The sequence below is a fragment of the Mycolicibacterium septicum DSM 44393 genome, assembly GCF_000455325.1.
Taxonomy (GTDB): domain Bacteria; phylum Actinomycetota; class Actinomycetes; order Mycobacteriales; family Mycobacteriaceae; genus Mycobacterium; species Mycobacterium septicum.
This window is the reverse complement of the sequence record NZ_HG322951.1, coordinates 3,187,015-3,209,102: the sequence shown is the minus strand read 5'-3', so window position 1 is coordinate 3,209,102 and position 22,088 is coordinate 3,187,015. Positions and strand designations below refer to the sequence as shown.

At 67.7% G+C, this 22,088-nt stretch carries 22 protein-coding genes and 1 pseudogene; 11 read left to right on the top strand and 12 right to left on the bottom strand.

What is annotated here, in order from left to right:
* Positions 1–10: 10 nt before the first annotated feature.
* A complete protein-coding gene (gene nhaA, locus TX88_RS15205; protein ID WP_044517894.1) occupies positions 11–1,303 on the bottom strand; it encodes a Na+/H+ antiporter NhaA in 1,293 nt (430 codons plus the stop codon).
* A 187-nt stretch (positions 1,304–1,490) separates the two neighbouring features.
* On the opposite strand from nhaA, the gene TX88_RS15200 reads away from it, so the two are divergent.
* Positions 1,491–2,579, top strand: a complete 1,089-nt coding sequence (locus TX88_RS15200; RefSeq protein ID WP_049924929.1) for a GGDEF domain-containing protein — start codon at positions 1,491–1,493, stop codon at positions 2,577–2,579.
* A 19-nt stretch (positions 2,580–2,598) separates the two neighbouring features.
* On the opposite strand, the gene TX88_RS15195 is transcribed toward TX88_RS15200, so the two are convergent.
* Together TX88_RS15195 and TX88_RS15190 are read right to left on the bottom strand one after the other, a co-directional pair.
* A complete protein-coding gene (locus tag TX88_RS15195) occupies positions 2,599–3,819 on the bottom strand; it encodes a class I SAM-dependent RNA methyltransferase (protein WP_044517891.1) in 1,221 nt (406 codons plus the stop codon).
* Positions 3,816–5,819, bottom strand: a complete 2,004-nt coding sequence (locus TX88_RS15190; RefSeq protein ID WP_209446985.1) for an APC family permease — start codon at positions 5,817–5,819, stop codon at positions 3,816–3,818. The genes TX88_RS15195 and TX88_RS15190 overlap by 4 nt, the downstream gene beginning before the upstream one ends.
* Positions 5,820–5,915: 96 nt before the next feature.
* On the opposite strand from TX88_RS15190, the gene TX88_RS15185 reads away from it, so the two are divergent.
* Entirely contained in the window at positions 5,916–6,590 is a 675-nt protein-coding gene (locus TX88_RS15185) for a potassium channel family protein (protein ID WP_090425326.1), read from the top strand.
* Positions 6,590–7,258: a potassium channel family protein gene (locus TX88_RS15180; RefSeq protein WP_044517885.1), complete on the top strand. Its 669-nt coding sequence runs from the start codon at positions 6,590–6,592 to the stop codon at positions 7,256–7,258. Before TX88_RS15185 ends, TX88_RS15180 begins: the two co-directional genes overlap by 1 nt.
* Before the next feature lie 15 nt (positions 7,259–7,273).
* On the opposite strand, the gene TX88_RS15175 is transcribed toward TX88_RS15180, so the two are convergent.
* Entirely contained in the window at positions 7,274–7,975 is a 702-nt protein-coding gene (locus TX88_RS15175) for a DUF3159 domain-containing protein (protein WP_044517884.1), read from the bottom strand.
* Positions 7,972–8,343, bottom strand: coding sequence for an OB-fold nucleic acid binding domain-containing protein (locus tag TX88_RS15170; RefSeq protein ID WP_044517882.1), 372 nt, complete (start codon positions 8,341–8,343; stop codon positions 7,972–7,974). Before TX88_RS15170 ends, TX88_RS15175 begins: the two co-directional genes overlap by 4 nt.
* A 134-nt stretch (positions 8,344–8,477) precedes the next feature.
* Here TX88_RS15170 and TX88_RS15165 point away from each other — a divergent pair, with 134 nt between their 5' ends.
* On the top strand, positions 8,478–9,197 hold the full coding sequence (locus tag TX88_RS15165) for an alpha/beta fold hydrolase (RefSeq protein ID WP_044517881.1): 720 nt from the start codon (positions 8,478–8,480) through the stop codon (positions 9,195–9,197).
* A 12-nt stretch (positions 9,198–9,209) separates the two neighbouring features.
* On the opposite strand, the gene TX88_RS15160 is transcribed toward TX88_RS15165, so the two are convergent.
* Both TX88_RS15160 and dut read right to left on the bottom strand, forming a co-directional pair.
* The gene (locus TX88_RS15160) at positions 9,210–10,013 is read right to left on the bottom strand and encodes a DUF3710 domain-containing protein (RefSeq protein WP_044517879.1); all 804 of its coding nucleotides are present in this window, start codon (positions 10,011–10,013) and stop codon (positions 9,210–9,212) included.
* Complete coding sequence (gene dut, locus TX88_RS15155) at positions 10,013–10,477, bottom strand: dUTP diphosphatase (protein WP_044517877.1); 465 nt, start codon at positions 10,475–10,477, stop codon at positions 10,013–10,015. Before dut ends, TX88_RS15160 begins: the two co-directional genes overlap by 1 nt.
* A 25-nt stretch (positions 10,478–10,502) precedes the next feature.
* Here dut and TX88_RS15150 point away from each other — a divergent pair, with 25 nt between their 5' ends.
* Positions 10,503–10,982: a DUF3093 domain-containing protein gene (locus TX88_RS15150; protein WP_044517876.1), complete on the top strand. Its 480-nt coding sequence runs from the start codon at positions 10,503–10,505 to the stop codon at positions 10,980–10,982.
* A 7-nt stretch (positions 10,983–10,989) separates the two neighbouring features.
* Here the strand turns inward: TX88_RS15150 and TX88_RS15145 are convergent, their stop codons facing one another.
* Complete coding sequence (locus TX88_RS15145) at positions 10,990–11,292, bottom strand: DUF4193 domain-containing protein (RefSeq protein ID WP_003880601.1); 303 nt, start codon at positions 11,290–11,292, stop codon at positions 10,990–10,992.
* Between the two features lie 165 nt (positions 11,293–11,457).
* Here TX88_RS15145 and cei point away from each other — a divergent pair, with 165 nt between their 5' ends.
* On the top strand, positions 11,458–12,105 hold the full coding sequence (gene cei / locus TX88_RS15140; protein WP_044517873.1) for an envelope integrity protein Cei: 648 nt from the start codon (positions 11,458–11,460) through the stop codon (positions 12,103–12,105).
* Here the strand turns inward: cei and TX88_RS15135 are convergent.
* Entirely contained in the window at positions 12,079–12,912 is an 834-nt protein-coding gene (locus TX88_RS15135) for an inositol monophosphatase family protein (RefSeq protein WP_044517871.1), read from the bottom strand. The two genes, cei and TX88_RS15135, sit on opposite strands and share 27 nt — an antisense overlap.
* A gap of 155 nt (positions 12,913–13,067) precedes the next feature.
* Here TX88_RS15135 and ppgK point away from each other — a divergent pair, with 155 nt between their 5' ends.
* Complete coding sequence (gene ppgK / locus TX88_RS15130) at positions 13,068–13,889, top strand: polyphosphate--glucose phosphotransferase (protein ID WP_044517869.1); 822 nt, start codon at positions 13,068–13,070, stop codon at positions 13,887–13,889.
* Between the two features lie 205 nt (positions 13,890–14,094).
* Entirely contained in the window at positions 14,095–15,537 is a 1,443-nt protein-coding gene (locus TX88_RS15125; protein WP_044519427.1) for an RNA polymerase sigma factor, read from the top strand.
* Between the two features lie 117 nt (positions 15,538–15,654).
* Here TX88_RS15125 and TX88_RS15120 read toward each other — a convergent pair whose 3' ends face one another.
* Positions 15,655–17,094 carry a histidine phosphatase family protein gene (locus tag TX88_RS15120; protein ID WP_084622010.1) on the bottom strand — a complete coding sequence of 480 codons (1,440 nt, stop codon included), beginning with the start codon at positions 17,092–17,094 and terminating at the stop codon, positions 15,655–15,657.
* Positions 17,095–17,428: 334 nt separating this feature from the next.
* Here TX88_RS15120 and TX88_RS15115 point away from each other — a divergent pair, with 334 nt between their 5' ends.
* Entirely contained in the window at positions 17,429–18,364 is a 936-nt protein-coding gene (locus tag TX88_RS15115) for a LipP1 family hormone-sensitive lipase (RefSeq protein WP_044519425.1), read from the top strand.
* Here TX88_RS15115 and TX88_RS15110 read toward each other — a convergent pair.
* Positions 18,361–20,004: a flavin-containing monooxygenase gene (locus TX88_RS15110; protein WP_044517868.1), complete on the bottom strand. Its 1,644-nt coding sequence runs from the start codon at positions 20,002–20,004 to the stop codon at positions 18,361–18,363. The genes TX88_RS15115 and TX88_RS15110 overlap by 4 nt on opposite strands.
* Before the next feature lie 246 nt (positions 20,005–20,250).
* On the opposite strand from TX88_RS15110, the gene TX88_RS15105 reads away from it, so the two are divergent.
* Positions 20,251–21,027: a glucose 1-dehydrogenase gene (locus TX88_RS15105; protein ID WP_044519424.1), complete on the top strand. Its 777-nt coding sequence runs from the start codon at positions 20,251–20,253 to the stop codon at positions 21,025–21,027.
* 5 nt (positions 21,028–21,032) lie between these two features.
* Positions 21,033–21,824 carry an SDR family NAD(P)-dependent oxidoreductase gene (locus TX88_RS15100; protein ID WP_044519423.1) on the top strand — a complete coding sequence of 264 codons (792 nt, stop codon included), beginning with the start codon at positions 21,033–21,035 and terminating at the stop codon, positions 21,822–21,824.
* 71 nt (positions 21,825–21,895) lie between these two features.
* On the opposite strand, the pseudogene TX88_RS33345 reads toward TX88_RS15100, so the two are convergent.
* Positions 21,896–22,088 (bottom strand): annotated as a pseudogene (locus TX88_RS33345) (hypothetical protein); the annotation flags it as partial.

The window sequence follows — 22,088 nt, the reverse complement described above, 5'->3', positions numbered from 1 at the left end:
CATCCTGAAGTCAGTCCTGTCGAGGCTGATAGATGTCGGGCACACCGTCGTGGTCGGCGTCGACGGTTTCCAGCTCGTGAATCCGGCGATATGCGGCGTTGCGCGACACCAGAACCACCGCGGCGAGCAGGCCTGCCACCACCGATCCGGTGACCACCGCGATCTTCACGTCGTCGTCGGCCACGCTGGCGTGTCCGAAGGCCAATTCACCGATAAGCAGCGACACCGTGAAACCGATCCCGGCCAGCATCGCGACTCCGAGCACGTCCCGCCAGGCGAGATCCTCGTCCAGGGTGGCGTGGGTGAAGCGGGCCAGCAAATATGTGGTTCCCAGCACGCCGATGGGTTTGCCGAGTACCAGGCCCGCGATCACCCCGATGGTCACCGGATGCGACAACGCGTTGGCGAAACCCGACCAGCCGCCGACCGTCACCCCGGCGGCGAAGAACGCGAACACGGGTACTGCGAAACCCGCCGAGAGCGGCCGCACCAGATGTTCGAAGTGTTTGGCCGAGGCGTGGCGGCCGAGTACCGGAACCGTGAAACCGAGCACCACGCCGGCCACCGTGGCGTGAACGCCGCTGGCGTGGACCAGCGCCCAGGCCACTATGGCCGGCGGCATCAGGATCCACCACTGCCGAACCCCCCGCTGCACCGCGAACGCATACAGCCCGATCGGGATCAGCGCTGCCACCAGTGGCCCGAGCGCCACGTGGTCGGTGAAGAAGAAGGCGATCACCGCGATGGCCAGCAGATCGTCGACGACCGCCAGCGTCAGCAGGAAGATCCGCAGTGCCGTGGGCAGGTGCGTGGACACCACGGCCAGCACCGCCAGGGCGAAGGCGATGTCGGTGGCGATCGGCACCGCCCACCCACCGAGGTTCTCCGGATGGCCCGAGAACAGGTTGATCCCGACGAAGATCGCCGCGGGCACCACCATGCCGCCCACGGCGGCCGCGATCGGCAGCGCGGCACGGGCCGGATCCCGCAGATCGCCCGCGACGAACTCCCGCTTGAGCTCCACGCCCACGACGAAGAAGAAGATCGCCAGCAGGCCGTCGGCCGCCCAGGCCGACAGGCTCAGGTCAAGGTGCAGAGACTGCGGACCGACGGTGAACTCCGAGAGCCGGTGATAGCCGGCCGACCATGGCGAGTTGGCCCATACCAGCGCCGCGCCCGCGGCGGCCAGCAACAATGCCCCGCCGACCGTCTCGGTGCGGAGCAGCTCGGAGACCCGCTGCCACTCCGGCCACGACCCGCGCGCCAGCAGACGGCGGCTGCTGTGTTCACGGCGATTGCTCATGGGGCTCCTGTGGTCAGCATGCATCCAACGCCGACCAGACTTCCCGGCACACCTGCGGTAACGCTAACAGGTGAGGCGGTCGAGCAAATACCGGCGAAGTCCGTGGCAGCGCCTCAAACCGGCGACAAAACCGCGGCTCTCATGATTACGTAAGGTGAAGGCGAAGTCGATTACTCCGGGGTGCGGGTTGAGTCCATTCGATAACTACTACGCGCGAACCGCGCTGCTCGCTGCGCAGGGCAAGCGCATCCAGATGCAGCGCCTCGTCGGGGTCACCATCGTCGGTTTGAGCCTGGTTCCGCTCTTGTTGCTGGTCAGCCCGAAGGGCCCGCACGGCGGCCTGCAATATGTGGCCGTGGCGGTGGCCGTCGGCGGCCTGACCCTGGCGCAATGGTGGTGGCGGCGGCAGTGGCCCAGCCGCACCCAGTCGTGGACCGTCGTGTCCATCGGCACGGCCTGTATCGCGGCGACCTGCATCCTGCTGGTGGATCCGGTCGTCGGGCTCATGGGTTCCAGTTCACTGAGCCTGATCACCGCCTATACGGCCTTCCTGCACAGTCGCCGGGTGCTGTACCTGACCTGGGTGTCCTCCGGCGCGGTCGTGGCCTTCCTGGGTGTCCGGGTCGGGCTGACAGATGTCTGGCTGGGGGCCGTGGGCACGCTGGTCGCATTGCTGGTGATCCTGAGTACCTCGGCGTTGTGCCGGATGGCAGTCGAGTTGATCGAACCCGACCGGGTTCAGCACCCGGCCGAGATCGACCCGCTGACCGGTTTGCTCAACCGCGAGGCGTTCGACATGCACACCGCCACGATGCTGGGCTCCCACAGCCGCCACGACGATCAGTACCTGGTGGTCGTTGCGGTCGGCATCGACGACATGGCGCTACTCAGCGACATGGACGGCAGCCACAGCACGTTCCACGCCCGGGTCGCCGTCGCGCAGGCCATCCGTGAGACGGTGCGCCACAAGGTTCCGCTGGCCCACGTGTCCGACAGCGAATTCCTGATCGCCGACGTGTTCAAGACCAACGACCCCTCACCACTGGTCAACAGGATCCGGATGGCCATCACCACAACGCCCATGCGCCTGACGGCCAGCATCGGCACCGCCTGCAGCCAATTGCGCCCGCTGACCGAACTGCCCACCCCGCAGGTCGTCGACGCCCTCGTCGCGCTGGCCGACACCGCGATGAACCAGTCGAGGGCCCAGGGCGGCAACCGGGCCACCTATGCGCACTTCCCCACCCCGACGATGGGGCCCGACGCCCAGGAGTGAGCGCGCGGGGCCACCCGGGTCAGCGGGTCAGCACCGCGACGCACTCCACATGGTGGGTGAGCGGGAAGGAATCGAACACCCGCAGTTCCTCCACGGCGTAACCGTGCCGCAGATACAGCCCGACGTCCCGGGCGAAGGACGCTGCCTCACAACCGATGTGGATGACCCTCGGCACCCCGGTGGCGGCGAGCGCATCGATCACCTCCCGGCCGGCGCCGGTGCGCGGCGGGTCGAGCACCGCGACGTCGGGACGTCCCGACTCGGCCGACAGGGCGCGACGCACCGATTCGGTGACCACCGAGACCCAGGGCAGGTCGGCCAGAGCGCTGCGCGCCGCACGTGATGCCCCGCGTGAGGTGTCGACGGTCATTACGCGTCCGTCCGGCCCGACCAGTTCGGCCAGCGCCGCGGCGAATACCCCGGCACCGCCGTACAGGTCCCACGCCGTCATGCCCGGCTGCAGCCCGGACCAATCGGCCACCAGCCCGCTGTAGAGGGCCGCCGCATCACGGTGGGCCTGCCAGAACGCCGTCGCCGGCAGCATCCACTGCCGCCCGCCGACGCGCTGCACCGCCTCGTAATCGCCTTCGATGACCCGTGTCGTGTTTTTCGGACCGCCCGCGCGGCCGGCTTTGCGGCCGGTCGCATTGGGGCCTGATTGCACGATGTGCCTGCGGCCGTCGGAGTCCAGGACCACGTGCACGTGCGCGCCCGGCGTCCAACGCATCTCGGACAGGCCGTCGGTCAGCTCCGCGGGCAGTTGTCCGCAATCGAGGTCTGTGACCAGCTCGGCGCTGTGGTACCGGTGGAATCCGGCCCGGCCGTCGGTGGTGGTGTCCAGCCGCACGCGGGTCCGCCAGCCGAGGACTTCCCCGGCACCGACCGGTTCGGCGACCGCCGTCTGTTCGTCGCGCCAGGTGAATCCGCCCAGCCGCGCCAATTGGTTGGCCACCACCGAGCCCTTGAGCCGCCGCGCCGCCTCCGGCTCGGCGAACGCCAGATCGCAGCACCCGGCGCCGTCGACCCCGGCGATCGGGCACAGCGGATCGACGCGGTCGACGGAAGGTTCCAGGACCTCGACAACCTCGGCGTGCCAATACGACCCACGTTCGTCGAGCACCTTGACCCGCACGGTCTCGCCGGGCAGGGCGTAACGGACGAACACCACCCGGCCGTCGTGGCGGGCCACGCAACTGCCGCCGTTGGCCGCCGGTCCCGTGGTCAGCGTGAGTTCCGTCATTCGAGGAACCCCCTGCGGGCATCGCCCGGGGTGGCGCGCGGCTGCAGCGCCTTCAACCGCTCGGACGAACTCAATTGCCACGGAACCGATGTCACCATCACGTTGGGCATGAACAGCAGCCGGCCCTTGAGCCGCAACGCGCTCTGGTTGTGCAGTACCTGTTCCCACCAGTGGCCCACGACGTATTCGGGGATGAACACCGTCACCACGGTCCGCGGCGATTCCTTGGTGACCCGTTTGACGTAATCGAGTACTGGCCGGGTGATTTCACGGTAGGGAGAGGCGATCACCTTCAGCGGCACGCTGATATCGCTGTCCTCCCACTGGTGCACCAGCGCACGGGTCTCGGCGTCGTCGACGCTGACCGTGATCGCCTCCAGCACGTCCGGTCTGGTGGCCCGGGCGTAGGCCAGCGCCCGTTTGGTCGGCAGATGCAACTTCGACACCAGGACCACCGCGTGGTTGCGGCTCGGCAGCACGATGTCGCCCGCTTCCTCGTCCTCCTTCTCGAGCTCGCGGGCCACGGTTTCGTAGTGCTTGTGGATGAGCTTCATGATGACGAACAGCGCACCCATCGCCAGGATGGCGATCCAGGCACCGGCGAGGAACTTGGTCACCACCACGACCACAAGAACCGTGCCGGTGGCCGTCAGACCGACCGCGTTGATGATCCGTGACCGCATCATGTGCCGCCGCACCGCCGGATCGGTTTCGGTGCGCAACAACCGGGTCCAGTGCCGGACCATGCCGATCTGGCTGAGCGTGAACGATACGAACACGCCGACGATGTAGAGCTGGATCAGCGCGGTCACCTCTGCGCGGAACGCCACCACGAACGCGATCGCCGCGAAGGCCAGGAACAGGATGCCGTTGGAGAACGCCAGCCGGTCACCGCGAGTGTGCAGCTGCCGCGGCAGGAACCGGTCCTGAGCCAGGATCGACCCCAGCACCGGAAACCCGTTGAACGCGGTGTTCGCCGCCAGCACCAGGATCAGCGCGGTGACCCCCGCGATCAGGTACAGACCCACCGGGAAGTTGTGGAACACCGCGTCGGCGAGCTGCGCGATCAACGTCTTCTGGTGGTAGTCGGGCGGCGCCCCGATCAACTGCTCCTGCGGCCGTTCGGCGATCTGCACCCCGGTCGCCTTCGACAGCAGGATGATTCCCATGAACAGGGTGACCGAGATCACCCCGAGCAGCAGCAGGGTCGTGGCAGCGTTGCGCGACTTGGGCTTACGGAAGGCCGGCACCCCGTTGCTGATCGCCTCGACACCGGTCAGCGCTGCCGAACCCGAGGAGAACGCCCGGGCCACCAGGAACACGAGTGCGAAGCCGAGCACCTCACCGTGTTCGGGACGCATCTCGAAACCGGCGGATTCCGCGCGCAGCGGATGATCCAGAACGTAGATCTGGAACAGCCCCCAGCCCAGCATGATGTACATGCCGATCATGAAGGCGTAGGTGGGAATCGCGAACGCGGTGCCCGATTCTCGCAGCCCGCGCAGGTTCATCGAGGCCAGCAGCAGGATCGCCACCACCGCGAACAGCACCTTGTGCTGCGCGACGAACGGCACCGCCGAGCCGATGTTCGACATCGCCGACGACATCGACACCGCAACGGTCAGCACGTAATCCACCATCAGCGCGCTGGCGACCGTGAGCCCCGCGGTGGGCCCGAGGTTCGTGGTGACGACCTCGTAGTCCCCGCCGCCGGACGGATATGCGTGCACGTTCTGCCGGTAACTCGCAATCACGATCAGCATGACGCCCGCCACCGCCAGGCCGATCCACGGCGTCAGGGAGTAGGCCGTCAGCCCCGCCACCGACAGCACCAGGAAGATCTCCTCCGGCGCGTAGGCGACCGACGACAAGGCGTCGGAGGCGAACACCGGCAGGGCGATCCGTTTGGGCAGAAGGGTGTGAGAGAGCTTGTCGCTGCGGAACGGCCGCCCCAGTACCAACCGGCGCGTCGCCGTCGAAAGCTTGGACACGAGAGCCAAGACTAAGCCCGAACGGGAAAAGTCGTCACAAAGCTGTAGCGTTCGAGGGCACGGACAGCGCAACCGCGCGTTTCTGCCACCGGAAAGGACCTTCGGGTGCGAGTAGTCGTCATGGGGTGCGGCCGGGTGGGCGCCTCCCTCGCAGACAGCCTGGCCCGTATCGGCCACGAGGTCGCGGTCATCGACCGCGACAGCACCGCGTTCCACCGGCTCTCGCCGGAGTTCACCGGCGAACGGGTGCTCGGGATGGGCTTCGACCGCGACGTCCTGCTGCGCGCCGGGATCGAGGAAGCCGGCGCGTTCGCCGCGGTCTCCTCGGGCGACAACTCCAACATCATCTCGGCCCGGGTGGCCCGCGAGACGTTCGGCGTCGAGCGCGTGGTGGCGCGCATCTACGACGCCAAGCGCGCCGCGGTCTACGAGCGGCTGGGCATCCCCACGGTGGCCACCGTGCCGTGGACCACCGACCGTCTGCTCAACGTGCTGACCAGGGAGACCGAGACCACCAAGTGGCGCGATCCCTCGGGCAACGTGGGCGTGGCCGAACTTCCGCTGCACCAGGATTGGGCCGGGCACCTGGTCACCGACCTGGAGGTCGCCACAGGCGGCCGCGTGGCCTTCATGATCCGGTTCGGCAACGGCTACCTGCCCGAACCGAAGTCCGTGATCCAGGCCGGCGACCAGGTGTACGTGGCCGCCGTGTCCGGGCACATCGCCGAGGCGCTGGCCATCGCGGCGTTGCCGCCCAGCGAGGACTTGGAGTCTCACTGATGAAAGTTGCCATCGCCGGGGCCGGGGCCGTGGGCCGCTCGATCGCCCGCGAGTTGCTCGACAGCGATCACGACGTGACGCTGCTGGAGCGCAATCCCGACCATATTGACGTCGATGCCATCCCAGCCGCCCACTGGCGGCTCGGTGACGCCTGCGAGCTCAGCCTGATGGAGTCGGTCAAGCTCGAGGAATTCGACGTGGTGATCGCGGCCACCGGTGACGACAAGGTCAACGTCGTGGTCAGCCTGCTGGCCAAAACCGAGTTCGCGGTTCCCCGGGTGGTGGCCCGCGTCAACGACCCCCGCAACGAGTGGCTGTTCGACGAGAACTGGGGTGTGGACGTGGCGGTGTCGACACCGCGCATGCTCGCCTCGCTCGTCGAGGAGGCCGTCGCGGTCGGCGATCTGGTCCGCCTGATGGAGTTCCGCAAGGGGCAGGCCAACCTGGTCGAGATCACGCTGCCCGACGACACCCCATGGGGCGGGCGTCCCGTCAAGCGCCTCGATCTGCCCCGTGACACCGCTCTCGTGACGATCCTGCGTGGCGCCAGGGTGATCGTGCCCGAGTCCGACGAGCCCCTCGAGGGTGGCGACGAGCTGTTGTTCGTGGCCGTCACGGAGTCCGAGGACGAACTGCGCGAACTGCTGCTGCGTCCGGCGCCGCGCTAGCCCGCTGTGTCGCGGCTAGCCCGCTGTGTCGCGCTCGACCGGCGCTGCGGCGTCCTGGGCGTGTACGGCACGCTGCGCGGCCCGGATGGCCAGGTAGGTCACCAACGCGGCGACGGCGGTCAGCGGCCAGCCCATCGCGATGCGCGCGAAGCCCAGCCAGCCGGTCTGGTCGGAGTCATAGAGGTACTGCTGAACCAGGAATCGCGACGCGAACACCGCGACCCAGGTGAGCGTGGCGACGTCGAAGGCCAACACGGCCCGACGGACATCGCGCCAGGCCCGGTCGTGTGAATTCACCCAGCCCCAGATGTAGCCGACCACCGGGCGCCGGATCACCACCGATACCCCGAACACCACGGCATAGATCAGCGAGCTCCAGATGCCAAGCAGGAAATAGCCTTTCGACTCCCCCACCAGATAGGCGATGAGTGCGCTGACGCCCACGGCGAAGAATCCCGACACCGCGGGCTGAATGGAATCGCGGCGGATCAACCGCCAGATCAGGATCAGGGTCGCCACGCCGAGTGCGGCGGCGATCGCGGGCAACAGCCCGAACGCCGTTGACACCGGGACGAAAACCACCACCGGCAGCGACGAATAGATCAGGCCGCTGATGCCGCCCATCTGGTCGAGCACGGCCCGTCCGCCACCATGGGCAGGGGTCGGCGCCGGCTCACTCTCGGATTGCGGGGGCGCGTTGTTGTCGGGCTGACTCACTTCTGGATTTCGTAGCGGGGGTTGTAGATCGCCTTGGCGCCGTTCTCCAGCTTGCCGACCCGGCCGTGCACCCGCAGGGTGCGGCCGGACTCGATACCCGGGATGCGGCGCTGCCCCAGCCACACCAACAACACCGTGTCGGTGCCGTCGAACAGTTCGGCCTTGATGCCGCCGGAACACCCCTTGCCGTTACATTCGACGCTGCGCAGGGTGCCGACCATCGTCACTTCCTGGCCGCGCTGAGCATCGATCGCCCTGAGCGCGCCGGTATTGGCGGCTTCGTCGCTGAGCTCTTCGACATCAAGCTGTTCGGGGTCTTCCGTCAGGCGTCGCGTAAGCCGGCGCAGATACCCTTCGGCCGTAGCCATGGCCTCTCCTGACCTTCTGCAGATCCACTGTGAATCTGCCCAACCAAGGCCACGGTAGACCTCTTGCGGGGGGAATGCCACGTGGGGTGTGGGTCGGCACGCCGACGATTTGACGGGGCAGGCACGATCGTGTGATGAGCGTCATTCTGCGCGGTGTCCCAACCGTTCTGCTGCCCGGCACCGGGTCCGACGACAACTACGTCTACCGGGCCTTTTCGGGTGCACTGCACGCCGCCGAAGCTCTGGTGGTGACCCCGCCACCGACTCCGGACCGGCTTGTCGAGGGTTACCTGCACGCGCTGGACGACGCGGCCCGTTCGGGCCCGATCGCCGTCGGCGGAGTGTCCATCGGCGCCGTCGTGGCGCTCCGGTGGGCGTTGGACCATCCCGGCCACACGGTGGCGGTGCTGGCCGCCCTGCCGCCGTGGACGGGCTCCTCCCAGCATGCCCCTGCCGCGCTGTTGGCCCGGCAGTCGGCGGACCTGTTGCGCCGGGATGGGCTGGCGGCCACAGTCGCGCAGATGCGCGCCTCCAGCCCGCCGTGGCTGGCCGACGAACTCGCCCGTTCCTGGGTGGGCCAGTGGCCGACGTTGCCCGATGCGATGGAGGAAGCCTCGGGTTACCGCGCACCCGGCAGTGCCGAACTCGAACAGCTCCGGGTGCCCATGGGCGTCGCGGTGGCGACCGACGATCCGGTGCATCCGGCCGAGGTCGGTTACGAATGGGTGGCCGCAGCACCGCAGGCGGCGTTGCGGTCGGTCACCCTCGAACAGATGGGGCTCGACACCGGTGTGCTGGGTGCCGCCTGCGTGGCGGCGCTGCAGGAGGCCGCCAGCGACACCGTCGCAGGCTGATGCGCGGGTGTTCTACCCGCCGGTGATGGTGCGCAGCTGCTGCATCGCCGAGCCCTGCTCACTGCGGCGCGCCACCGGCTCGGCCGGAGGCTGATCCTGCGGCGGTGCCTGAGTGGCAGCGGCGAGCTGCTGAGCGGCCTGCTGCACCGCGGCCTGCTGTGCTGCGGCGCGCAGTTGGGCGGCCATCGGCTCGGGCAGCTCCACCTGCAGCGGCGTGCGCACCGGCAGCGGCGTTTCACCGCGGCGAATCACGGTGTCGGCCAATGATGCCCGCGCCTCGGCGGCCAGCGCGTCGATCGTCTCGGGGGCGCCGTTGACCACACAGCGCACCATCCAGCGGTAGCCGTCGACGCCGATGAAGCGCACGACACCGCCGTTGCCCGCGCCGACCACCTCGCGGCCCCACGGGCCGTCCTGGATGTTCACCGAGCTGGCGTCCTTGCGCAGCGACTCGGCGAGCTCGCCGGCCACCTCACGCCACAGGCCCGCGCTCTTGGGGGCGGCGTAGGCGGCGATGGTGAACCGCCCGTTCGGGGTCACCACCCACACCGCGCTGGGCGCCCCGGCCTCGTTCAGCTCGACCTGGACCTGCCCGCCGTCGGGCATGGGGATCAGCACCGAGCCGAGGTCGAGCCTGCCCTGCACCGCGATCGCGGGATCGTCGAAGTCCTCGACGTCGAACGGGCCCTGGTCGGACCCCTCGTCGACATCATCGGCCACGTCTGCCGAGGACGGCTGGTCGACGACCAGTTCGTCGTCGTTCTGACCGGCCGAATCGTCGGCCGAATCCTTGCTCTTGCGTTTTCCGAATGCCATCACAAACTCGCATGTCCGCCGGAGGAACCGTGGCCGCCTTCGCCACGGGAGGTGTCAGCCAGGCCCGCCTCGTCGAACGAGGTCACCTCGACCAACTCGGGCAGTTCTACCCGCTGTACCAACAGCTGGGCAATCCGGTCACCGCGGTTGATCACGATCGGCGTGTCGGGATCGAGGTTGATCAGCGAGACCTTGATCTCGCCGCGATAACCGGCGTCTACGGTGCCCGGACTGTTGACGATCGAAAGACCCACGCGGGCAGCCAAACCCGACCGCGGATGGATCAATCCCACCATTCCGTGCGGAATGGCCACGGCGACTCCGGTGGGCACGAGCTCCCGCTGCCCGGGGGCCAGCTCGACATCACGCGCGCTGTAGAGGTCTACGCCCGCGTCCCCATCGTGCGCCCGGCTGGGCATCGGTAGTTCGCGGTCCAATCGGACGACCGCCAGAGAGGTGGACACGACGTCACAGATTACTCTGAGCCCCGTGTCAGACACGCGCGCAACCACCCAAAGCGTTCACTACCGCGAACGTTTGTGGGTGCCATGGTGGTGGTCGCTGCCGGCTGCGGTGCTGGCAGGGGTAATCGCATTCGAGATCGGCCTGGCCGCCCCGGCCATTCCGGCGTGGTTGCCGTACGTGCTGCTCTTCGGCGTGGCGGGGGCTGTGCTGATGTGGTTCAGCAAGACCGAATTGAAGGTCGTGCGCCACAGCGGTGGCGACACCGAGTTGTGGGTCGGTGACGCACACCTGCCGACGAGCGTCATCTCCCGGACCGCGGAGGTGCCGCGGTCCGCCAAGTCCGCCGCGCTGGGTCGCCAACTCGATCCCGCCGCCTACGTCGTCCACCGGGCCTGGGTGGGCCCGATGGTGCTGGTGGTGCTCGACGATCCGGATGATCCCACCCCGTACTGGCTCGTCAGTTCCCGCCATCCGGATCGCGTCCTGGGTGCACTCCGCGGCTGAGCCGCCGTCAGGCGGCGCAGTCCGTGCAGATCATCACGCCGTTCTTCTCGCTTGCCAGCCGGCTGCGGTGATGCACCAGAAAACAGCTGGAGCACGTGAACTCGTCGGCCTGCTTCGGAACCACCCGTACCGACAATTCCTCGCCGGACAGGTCTGCGCCCGGCAGCTCGAACGACTCCGCTGTTTCTGATTCGTCGACATCCACCACCGCGGACTGCGCCTCGTTGCGACGCGCCTTGAGTTCCTCCAGCGAATCCTCAGAAACCTCGTCTGCTTCGGAACGCCGTGGAGCGTCGTAGTCGGTAGCCATCGTCTGTGTCCCCTCCCTTACCTTGCAGCAGAGCTTTGTACCAGCGTCGAACGCATTCCCCAAATGATTCGTGCCCGTATTGCCACACGTTTCAGTGTGATTTACATCACACTACCGTCTGAGCTCTACTGCGTCAGCGAACACCATTGCCCTTAGAGTGCAGGTGTGGTCGCGCAAATCACCGATGGCACCGCCTTCGACCGTCACGGTCGGCCCTTCCGTCGGCGCAGTTTCGTACCGGGCATTGTGCTCTTCGTCGCACTCGCTGTGGTGACGATGATCGTCTGGATCATCGCGCTCAATCAGCCCGCCGATGTGCACGAGGCCACGGTCTGCAACAACCCGCCGGCCACCGATCCGGCCGCCCCCAAGCTGGGCGAGCAGGTGGCCAGTTCGGCGATGACCGAAGTCACGCCGGCACCGCTGGCCGAGACCAGGATCCGGGTGCTCAACGCCAGCGGCCAGGGCGGCCAGGCCGGCGAGGTGGCCGGGGCCCTGCGCGATCTCGGCTTCGCCCAGCCCGAGGCGGCCAACGACCCGATCTACGCCAGCACGCGGCTGGAATGCCAGGGCCAGATCCGATTCGGCCCGTCCGGCCGCACAGCGGCCGCGGCGGTGTGGCTGGTGGCCCCCTGCACCGAGCTGTTCCAGGACGAAAGGCCAGACGCCACAGTCGATCTGGCGCTCGGCACCGAGTTCAGCGAACTCACCAGCAACGACGACATCAAGGCCGTGCTGGCCAGCCTGCGGCCCGACGCCACCGCACCGTCGGATTCCGCACTGCTGTCAAAGATCCATACCGGCACCTGCTAGCGCGTCGTGCAGGGCGTCGGCGATGCCCGGCGCCGACGCCGCCGCGTACTCGGCACCGGGAACGGTCGGCAGCCACACTGTCGCCCCGGCCTCGGCGGCGATCAGCGCCGCGGCGGCCCAGTCCCAGACCTGCACACCGTCTTCGTAGTAGGCGTCCAGCCGGCCCGCTGCCACCATGCACAGATCGAGCGCGCACGAGCCGATGCGGCGCACGTCGCGCACCGAGGGCAGCACCTGGGCCAGCACCGCGGCCTGCCGCGCCCGCTGGGGTGGGTCGTAGGCGAACCCGGTCCCCAGCAGCGCCATGGACAGATCCTCGACGCCGGAGCACCGCAGCTGCGTGCGCAGCCCGTCCCGCACCAGTTCGGCACCATGACCCAGGGCTGCCGAGTAGACCTCGCCGGCAGGGACATTGGCCACGGCCCCGGCCACCGACCGTCCGTCGTACTGCGCGGCCACCGACACCGCGTAGGCCGGGATCCCGTAGACGAAGTTGACCGTGCCGTCGATCGGGTCGAGCACCCAGCTCAGTCCCGGGCGGTCATCCTGACCGCCCTCCTCCTCCCCCAGGATGGCCTCTGCGGGCCGCAACACCGCCAGCCGCTCACGCAGCCACCGTTCGGTTTCGGTGTCGACGATCGTGACGGGGTCGGTCGGGGTGCTCTTGGATCTGACAGTCCGCCCATCGTCACGTACCCCGGCGCCGAACACCTCGGCGCGACGGCGCGAGACGAACTCGGCGGCTTCGGTGGCCAGTTGCTCGGCCACGGCTCGCAAGGCGGGAGCATCGAAACTGTTGTCGGTCACGGCCCTATCGCAACATCTTCCGACCGAAAAGTCGCTTCGCAGTGGATGGCAGACCAGCCGCGGGTGCGATGTTCACCGACTAGGGTGGGGACGCGCCTTGGTTTGTCCCTCATCCTGTCCGACAGCCTCACCGCCTGTCCCACAAAGGAGCACCCATGACCGCACCCGACGCATCCGCGGCAGATCCGGTTTCCCCCGCCGACGCGCAACACCGCGGATTCGGCGTCGACGTCGGCGGCAGCGGGATCAAGGGCGGCATCGTCGACCTGGACACCGGGCAGCTCATCGGCGAGCGGTTCAAGCTCGACACGCCGCAGCCGTCGACGCCCGACTCGGTGGCGAAAACGGTGGCTGCGGTGGTGGCCGAGTTCGGCTGGACCGGCAGCGTGGGCGTCACCTACCCGGGCGTCGTCACCGACGGCATCGTGCGCACCGCCGCCAATGTCGACAAGGGCTGGATCGGGGTGAACGCCGCCGAGGTGATCAGCGCCGCGATCGGCGGGCAGCCGGTGCGCGTGCTCAACGACGCCGACGCGGCGGGCCTGGCCGAGGAGCGTTACGGGGCGGGCAAGGCCAACAGCGGTGTCGTGGTCCTGCTGACCTTCGGCACCGGCATCGGCTCCGCGGTGATCCACAACGGTGTGTTGTTGCCCAACACCGAATTTGGCCACCTGCAGGTAGAGGGCAAGGAAGCCGAACACCGCGCCGCGTCCTCGGTCAAGGAACGCAAGGAGTGGAGTTACGCGCGGTGGAGCGAAGAGGTGAACAAGGTTCTGGTGACGATCGAGAACGCGATCTGGCCGGACCTGTTCATCGCGGGCGGCGGCATCAGCCGTAAGTCCGACAAGTGGCTTCCCCTGCTCAAGATCCGCACCCCGATCGTCCCGGCGGCGTTGCTCAACACGGCAGGCATCGTGGGTGCGGCCATGGCCAGTCAGGACCCGGGGCCCGCCGGCACGCAACCTACCGCCGGGTAACTTTGCCGCTTTCGGTCGGCCACGTGGCGAAATTTGCCGCTCGGCACGGTGAACACCCACACTGTCGTTACAATGGTCCTCGGCGGCCGCCTACCGAATAGCGGTGAATATCCCAGCCGATAAGAACGCCAACATTCGATAGCAGACGCTTTCGGTGGAGTATGCCCATGCCCACCGAGAATTTCGCGAGACCGAAAGGGTGTACGTGGCAGCGACAAAGGCAAGCCCGGCGACCGACGAGCCGGTGAAGCGCACCGCTACCAAGACTCCCGCCAAGAAGGCCCCGGCCAAGCGGGCAGCCAAGAGCACCGCGGCCAAGGCCGAGGGCGGTACCGCCACCAAGCGCGCCCCCGCCAAGAAGGCCCCCGCCAAGAAGGCCACGAAGGCCGCGGCGGGCAAGCCCGAGGACGTCAACGACGATCTGGAGACCACCGAAGACCTCGAGTCGGGTCCGGGTGAGGATCTCGACGTCGACGACGCCGACCTCGAACTCGATGAGGATCTCGACACCGACGACGAGGTCGAAGAGTCCGGCGACGACGAGGACGAGGACGAGGCCGAGAAAGGCGAGAGCAAGGACGCCAAGGCCGCCGCGCCGGCGAAGCCGGCCAAGGCCGACGAAGAACACCCCGAGCCGTCCGAGAAGGACAAGGCCTCCGGCGACTTCGTGTGGGACGAGGAAGAGTCCGAGGCGCTGCGGCAGGCACGCAAGGACGCCGAGCTGACGGCTTCGGCCGACTCGGTCCGCGCCTACCTCAAGCAGATCGGCAAGGTCGCCCTGCTCAACGCCGAGGAAGAGGTCGAGCTCGCCAAGCGCATCGAGGCCGGGCTGTTCGCCACCCAGAAGATGGCCGAGTTCGCCGAGAAGGGCGAGAGGCTCACCACCCAGGTGCGACGCGACTACCAGTGGATCTGCCGCGACGGCGATCGCGCGAAAAACCATCTGCTGGAAGCCAACCTGCGTCTGGTGGTGTCGCTGGCCAAGCGCTACACCGGCCGCGGCATGGCGTTCCTGGACCTGATCCAGGAAGGCAACCTGGGCCTGATCCGCGCGGTCGAGAAGTTCGACTACACCAAGGGCTACAAGTTCTCCACGTACGCCACCTGGTGGATCCGCCAGGCCATCACCCGCGCCATGGCCGACCAGGCCCGCACCATCCGTATCCCGGTGCACATGGTCGAGGTGATCAACAAGCTGGGCCGCATCCAGCGTGAGCTGCTGCAGGACCTGGGCCGCGAGCCCACGCCCGAAGAGCTGGCCAAGGAAATGGACATCACGCCGGAGAAGGTGCTGGAGATCCAGCAGTACGCGCGTGAGCCCATCTCGCTGGACCAGACCATCGGCGATGAGGGCGACAGCCAGCTCGGTGACTTCATCGAGGACTCCGAGGCCGTGGTCGCCGTCGACGCGGTGTCCTTCACCCTGCTGCAGGATCAGCTGCAGTCGGTGCTGGAGACGCTGTCCGAGCGCGAGGCCGGCGTGGTCCGGCTGCGCTTCGGTCTGACCGACGGCCAGCCGCGCACCCTCGACGAGATCGGCCAGGTCTACGGCGTCACCCGTGAGCGCATCCGCCAGATCGAGTCCAAGACCATGAGCAAGCTGCGGCACCCCAGCCGCTCGCAGGTTCTGCGCGACTACCTCGACTAACACCCGGCCCGGTCCGGGCCGCCACGTGCCATAACGAGATTGGCCCCCTCCGTCTGACGGAGGGGGCCAATTTCTTATGCGGGCGACTGGACAACTACACCGGCCGGCCTGCGTTCATCAGCTGTCCGAATCGGCGGAAGCCTTCTCGGAACCGGCGGTGTCACGCGAAGCGCTTGGCGCGCCGACACTCTCGGACACCTTCTTGGCGGCACCGGTGATGCTGCCGAGCGAGGACTTCACCGTCGACCTGAGCTGATCGGCGGTGTCGGACAGCGCGGTACGAACCTGTTCGCCGGTGCGCTTGGCATCGGCGAAGGCCTTGCCGGGCCTGACCATGTTGCCGGCGGTGAGGTCGGTCGCACCGTTGCCCCGCACCGAGGAGGTGACCTTCTGGGTCACGGTGTCGCGGCCGGAACCGGCCGATTCCGGCGCGCCCTTCGGATCTGTCACCACAGCGTTCAGTGGCTTCAGCATGTCCGTGGCCGAACCCGTTTCCGGGACAACGCTCTTGACCGTGTCGGACACCTTGTCGGTGAGCTCCGGCACCGGATCGGAATCCGGATTGCGCACCTGATCGATGGCCTTGCCGACCCGCTTGATGACCTCGGCATTGATCGCACGGTTGAACTTGGCCACCGAGAAGGAGGCATCGGCCACGCTGCGGTTGATCGCCGTCGCAACCTTGATCACGTCACCGGTGGCGAATGAGTCCGTCACCTGCTTCATGGCGGCCTCGAGCTGGCGGGTCAGTGTCCGCATCTGCAGCCCGACCTCATGCGCGAACGTCGGCTCGGGGCTGAACCGCTGGCCGTTCCAGTCCACCAATGTCCAGCCGTCCTCGGGGTTTCCCTCGATGACGACGTAGTCGGTGTTGCCCAGTGCGTGCTGGCTCAGCAGCATGCCCTTCTCCGCCAGGGTGAGGTTCTTGGCGTTCATCATGGTCCAGAACATGATGGTGCCGCCGTGCGAGAACACGACCGCGTTGCGGTCGCCCTTGTCGTACATGGTCTTCAACGCGCCGTCGACTCGCGCGTCGAACTCGTTGCCGTCGATCGAGCCCGGGATGCGCGCGCCGAGCTGACCAGCGAACGCCCAGGCGATCGGAGACTGGAGATAGCCACCCAGTGCACCGCTCTCGGGTGTGCCCTCGTAGTCACCCGCCTCGATCTCCTGCAGGCCGGGCAGCACCTGGATCGGCAGACCCAGATAGGCCGACATCGGTTCTGCGGTCTGCTGGGTACGGATCATCTGCGACGCATAGATGGCGTCATAGTTGTTGTCCCCCAGCTTGTCGGCCACCGCCTGGGCCTGCTCTCGCCCCAGCGGGGTGAGAGACGGACCCGGCGTCGAGGTGTCGATGTTCCCCGATGTGTTGCCTGCGGACTGACCGTGGCGCACGAAGGTGACCCGCATGTTCTCGGCGGCCCATGCGGGCAGCACGGAAATCACGAAGAAGCCGAAGGCGGTCAGCACGATGCCGAGGGCTCTCCATGTCGTTCTCGAACGACGACGCACAGCGGGTACGGCGCCGTTGTCGAACTTGCTATGTCGGTCCATTTCCTCTCCATCTATCAGGTTGTCGAGCACGCCGCAGTGGCGGCTCAGGTTGCCCGGTCGAATGCGACTCCCCGACTGTGGATTTCGCCGAGCGCCGTCTCCGGTGTGTCGACCGCCTCACTTGGCCAGGCCATGTGATGGTCCGCACTCGCAGCGCGACGGGGGCTCGCAGTCTCGCTCAGCGGTACAAGACCAGCCTCAATCGTGCTGGCCGAGAGCCGGATCCAGTGAGTCCCGCTGCGCGGAACACCCGGACCAGAGGCGGCGCCGGTGTGGTTCGGTGAGCCAAAGGACCCCCGTTGCCGTGCACGGACAACTCGACGAACAGGCGGAGATGAAAGTCGATCCGGAGATCGCAGAACTGCTGCCCGTACTGAATACCGGTTTCCCTGCCGTCGAGACGATGAGCGGCGCCGAGGCCAGGGCCGCCGTGCGGTCCCGGTATCGGGCACCGGACCGTCCGCAGCCGATCGGCGCGGTCGAGGAGCGGGCGATACCGGGGACCGAGGGCGATGTTCCCGTCCGGATCTACTGGCCGGAAACGTCCTCCGGTGCCCCGGCACCCGTGGTGCTGTTCGCGCACGGCGGTGGATTCGTGTTCTGCGACCTCGACACCCACGACGATCTGTGCCGGGACCTGTGCAACGGCATCGGTGCGGTGGTGGTGTCCGTCGACTACCGGCTGGCACCCGAAGCGCGTTGGCCTGCCGCCGCAGACGACGTGTACGCCGCATTGTGCTGGGTCGCTCGTACGGCCGGCGAACTCGGCGCCGACGCGTCTCAGATCGTCGTCGCGGGAGACAGCGCCGGCGGAAATCTCGCCGCCGTCACCGCGATCCTCGCCCGCGATCGCGGCGGTCCGGACATCGCGTGCCAGGCACTGTTGTATCCAGTGATCGCCGCGGATTTCGACACCGAGTCCTACCGCCGGTTCGCGGCGGGGTACTACAACACCCGCGCCGCCATGGCGTGGTACTGGGACCAGTACGTGCCGGATGCGGGCGACCGCACCCACCCCCATGCGTCGCCGCTGAGGGCGGATCTGTCGGGGCTGCCGGCCGCGGTGGTGATCACCGCGGGTTTCGACCCGCTGCACTCCGAAGGCGAACGTTACGCCGAAGCGCTTGCGGCCCAGGGTGTTCCGGTGGTGCACCGGAGTTGCCCCGGCGCCATCCACGGGTTCATGACGATGTCGGCGCTGACCCTGGCCGGCACCGCCAGGCGGCAGGTGTGCGCCGACATCCGAGCGGCGCTGGGCCGTGATCGCTAGGCGGTCAGATCCTGGTGGATGTCGAAGCCCTTGTAGCCCGCTGCCGCGACGTCGGCGATGATCTCGCCGTACACACCGAAACCGCCGACGAACGGCATGAACACCCGCGGCTTGCCCGGGATGTTCGCCCCGAGATACCACGAATTGGCCTGCGGCATCAGTGTTCCGGCAGCGCGTCGGGTACATTCGGCCACCCACTCGGCTGCGGCGTCCTCACGCGCCTCGATCGCCGGAGCGCTCTGCGCGTCGAGGAAGGCGATCGCATCGGCGACCCAGTTCAGGTGCAACTCCGAATGCAGCACCATGTTGGCCAGCACCGAGGGGGCGCCGGGACCGGCGATGTTGAAGAGGTTCGGGAAGCCCGGGACACCGAGGCCGAGGTAGGTCGCGGGCCCTTCCGCCCACGCCTCGTTCAGCGGCCGGCCACCCCGGCCCACCACGTTGAGCTTCTGCACCGATCCGGTCATCGCGTCGAATCCGGTGGCCAGCACGAGAGCGTCGAGATCGTAGTGCGCCTCGGTGGTGTCGAGGCCGGATGCGTCGATCCGCTCGATCGGGGTGGCCCGCAGATTCACCAACGAGACGTTGTCCCGGTTGAAGGTCTGGAAGTAGTTGTCGTCGGTGCAGATTCGCTTGGCGCCGATCGGATGATCCTTCGGGATCAACACGTCGGCGACCGCGGGATCGTCGATCACGGCCCGCACCTTCTGCTCCCAGAACAGGCGTGCGGTGTCGTTGGCCTCGATGGTGACCAGCTGATCCGGGAAGGCCTTGGAGAACAACACACCGCCCAGTTCCCAGCGCCGCTCGTAGGTCTGCCGCAGTTCCTCGGCGGAGACGTCGAGGGCAGACTTGGGATGAGGCTGATGCGGCGAGCCGCCCCCACTGCGCATCGAGAGCCTGCGCCGCTCGGCGTACCCGGCTTTCTGGGCGGCGCGCGTTTCATCGTCGAGCGGAATGTTGCCCGCCGGCACGCTGTAGTTCGGGGTGCGCTGGAAGACGGTCAGCTGTGCGGCTGCCTTCGCGATGTACGGGATCGCCTGGATGCCCGAGGATCCCGTGCCGATCACGCCGACCCGCTTGCCGGTGAAATCAACGCCTTCGTGCGGCCAGTGCGCGGTGTGGTAGACCTCGCCCGCGAACGAATCGAGGCCATCGATCGCCGGGATGTTCGCGTTCGACAGCGGCCCGACGGCCAGGATGCAGAACCGCGCGGACACGATGTCACCGCGGTCGGTGCGAACCTCCCAGCGCAGCGTCTTCTCGTCGAGCACCATGTCGGTCACCCGGGTCTCGAAGGAGATGTCGCGCCGCAGGTCGAACCGGTCGGCCACGTGGTTGAGGTAGGCCAGGATCTCCGGCTGGGTGGCGTACTTCTCGGTCCAGTCCCACTCCTGCTCAAGGGCGGAGTCGAACGAGTAGGAATAGTCGACGCTCTCCACGTCGCAGCGCGCACCCGGATAGCGGTTCCAGTACCAGACTCCGCCCACTCCGGCGGCGGCCTCGAACACCCGCACCGAGAGGCCCTGCCGGCGAAGGCGATGCAGGGCGTACAGCCCGGCGAAACCGGCTCCCACCACGACCACATCCACCGTGGCGGACTTGTCGGCGGTACCTGACGGAGCTGGCTGGGCTGTCACATCGTTGCCTTTCGATTCATGATTCGGCTCGTCACGTTACGAACCGGCGAGCGCAGCGGACAGCTGTTGTCTCACTCACCGGTACTGGGCGGCATCGTCGCAGCGCTGCGCCACCCATTCCCGCTGAATGAGACTTTCGGCCACGCCATCGCCGTGACGAATATCGTTGCGTTCATCCACCGCGGCGCTGCGGCCAGGATCGATCCTGACTCCGGCCCGGGTTTACCCCGAAAGGAAATTGTTGAGATGCAAGCAGATTCGGATAGCTTGTCGGATGTCGTAGCGATCGTCACCGGCGGCGCACGTGGCCTCGGCGCTTCGTTCGCCCGGCACATCGTCGCGCGGGGCGGCAAGGTGGTGATCTCCGACGTCCTCGACGAGGACGGCAACGCGCTGGCCGCCGAACTGGGTGCCGGCGCCCGCTACGTCCACCTCGACGTGACCGATGCGGCGCAGTGGCAATCCGCGGTCGAGCTGACCCTGGCGGAGTTCGGCACCCTGAACGGCCTGGTGAACAACGCGGGCATCTCGACCGGCCAGTTCATCGAGCACGAGCCGCTGGACCACTTCCGTACCGTGCTCGAGATCAACCTGGTCGGCGTCTTCAACGGCCTTCAGGCGGTCATCGCGCCGATGCGCGCCGCGGGAGGGGGTTCCATCGTGAACATCTCCTCGGCCGCCGGCCTGATGGGCCTGGCGCTGACCGCCGGGTACGGCGCTTCCAAGTGGGGCGTGCGCGGGCTGAGCAAGATCGCCGCCGTGGAACTGGCACCCGACCGGATCCGGGTGAACTCGGTGCACCCCGGCATGACCTACACGCCGATGACCGCACAGATCGGCATCGCACAGGGTGAGGGCAACTACCCCAACACCCCGATGGGCCGCGTCGGCGAGGCCGACGAGATCGCCGGCGCGGTCGGCTACCTGCTCTCCGGCGCCTCCACCTACGTCACCGGCGCGGAGATCGCCGTCGATGGCGGCTGGACCGCCGGTCCGACCGTGAAATACGTGATGGGACAGTGATGGTCATGAATCGACTTGAGGGCCGCCGGATCCTGGTGACCGGCGCAGGATCCGGGATCGGACAGGCCACCGCACTGCGACTGCTCGATGAGGGTGCCGCGGTCGTCGGCGCCGACATCTCCGCCGAGGGCCTGGAAGCCACCCGGCAGAGCGCACAGGAGGCCGGCACCGCAGACCGCCTCACCGCGCTGACGATGGACATCGGCGATGAGGCGTCGGTGGTCGACGGTGCGCGTGGCGCGGTCGAGACGCTGGGCGGGCTCGATGCGGTGGTGAACGCCGCGGGCATGCTGCGCGCGGTGCACACCCACGAGATGAGCCTGCAGGCGTGGAACCAGATCATCACCGTCAATCTCACGGGGACGTTCCTGGTGATCCGCGAGACTCTGCCGGCACTGCTGGAGAATCCGCAGAGTGCGATCGTGAACTTCAGTTCGACGTCGGCGGCGTTCGCCCATCCGTACATGGCGGCCTATGCGGCCAGCAAGGGTGGCATCCAGGCGATGACCCATGCGCTCGCCCTGGAGTACGGCAAGCAGGGTCTGCGGGCGGTCAGCGTGGCGCCGGGCAGCATCAAGTCCGGAATCACCGACGCCACACCGGGACTCGTTCCCGCCGACAGCGACTGGTCGTTGTTCGCCAAGTTGTCGCCGATCATGCCGACCAACCTGGCCTCCGGCGGTGCCGGGATGGGTGCCCCGTCCGCGGTCGCGGGCGTCATCGCGATGCTGGTATCCGACGACGGTGCGTTCATCAGCGGCACCGAGATCCGGATCGACGGCGGAACGCACGCCTGATCAAGGCAACGAAAACGGTGGGCGGCGCTGACCTCAGCGCCGCCCACCGTTTTTTTCGTGGAGCCGTCGAGCTACGGGGCCACTGCCTTCGACTCGCCGACCACCGTCGCGAGACCGACGTGGGCATCGCGCCACAACCGCTGCACCGGGCTGGTGCGGCGCAGGGCCTCAACGCTTGAGTGGCAGGCGATCTCATCGATCGCACGCACCGCCCGGCGGGCCGCGGCGATCTGATCGCGGCGTGCGCGTCGCCCGCACGTACCC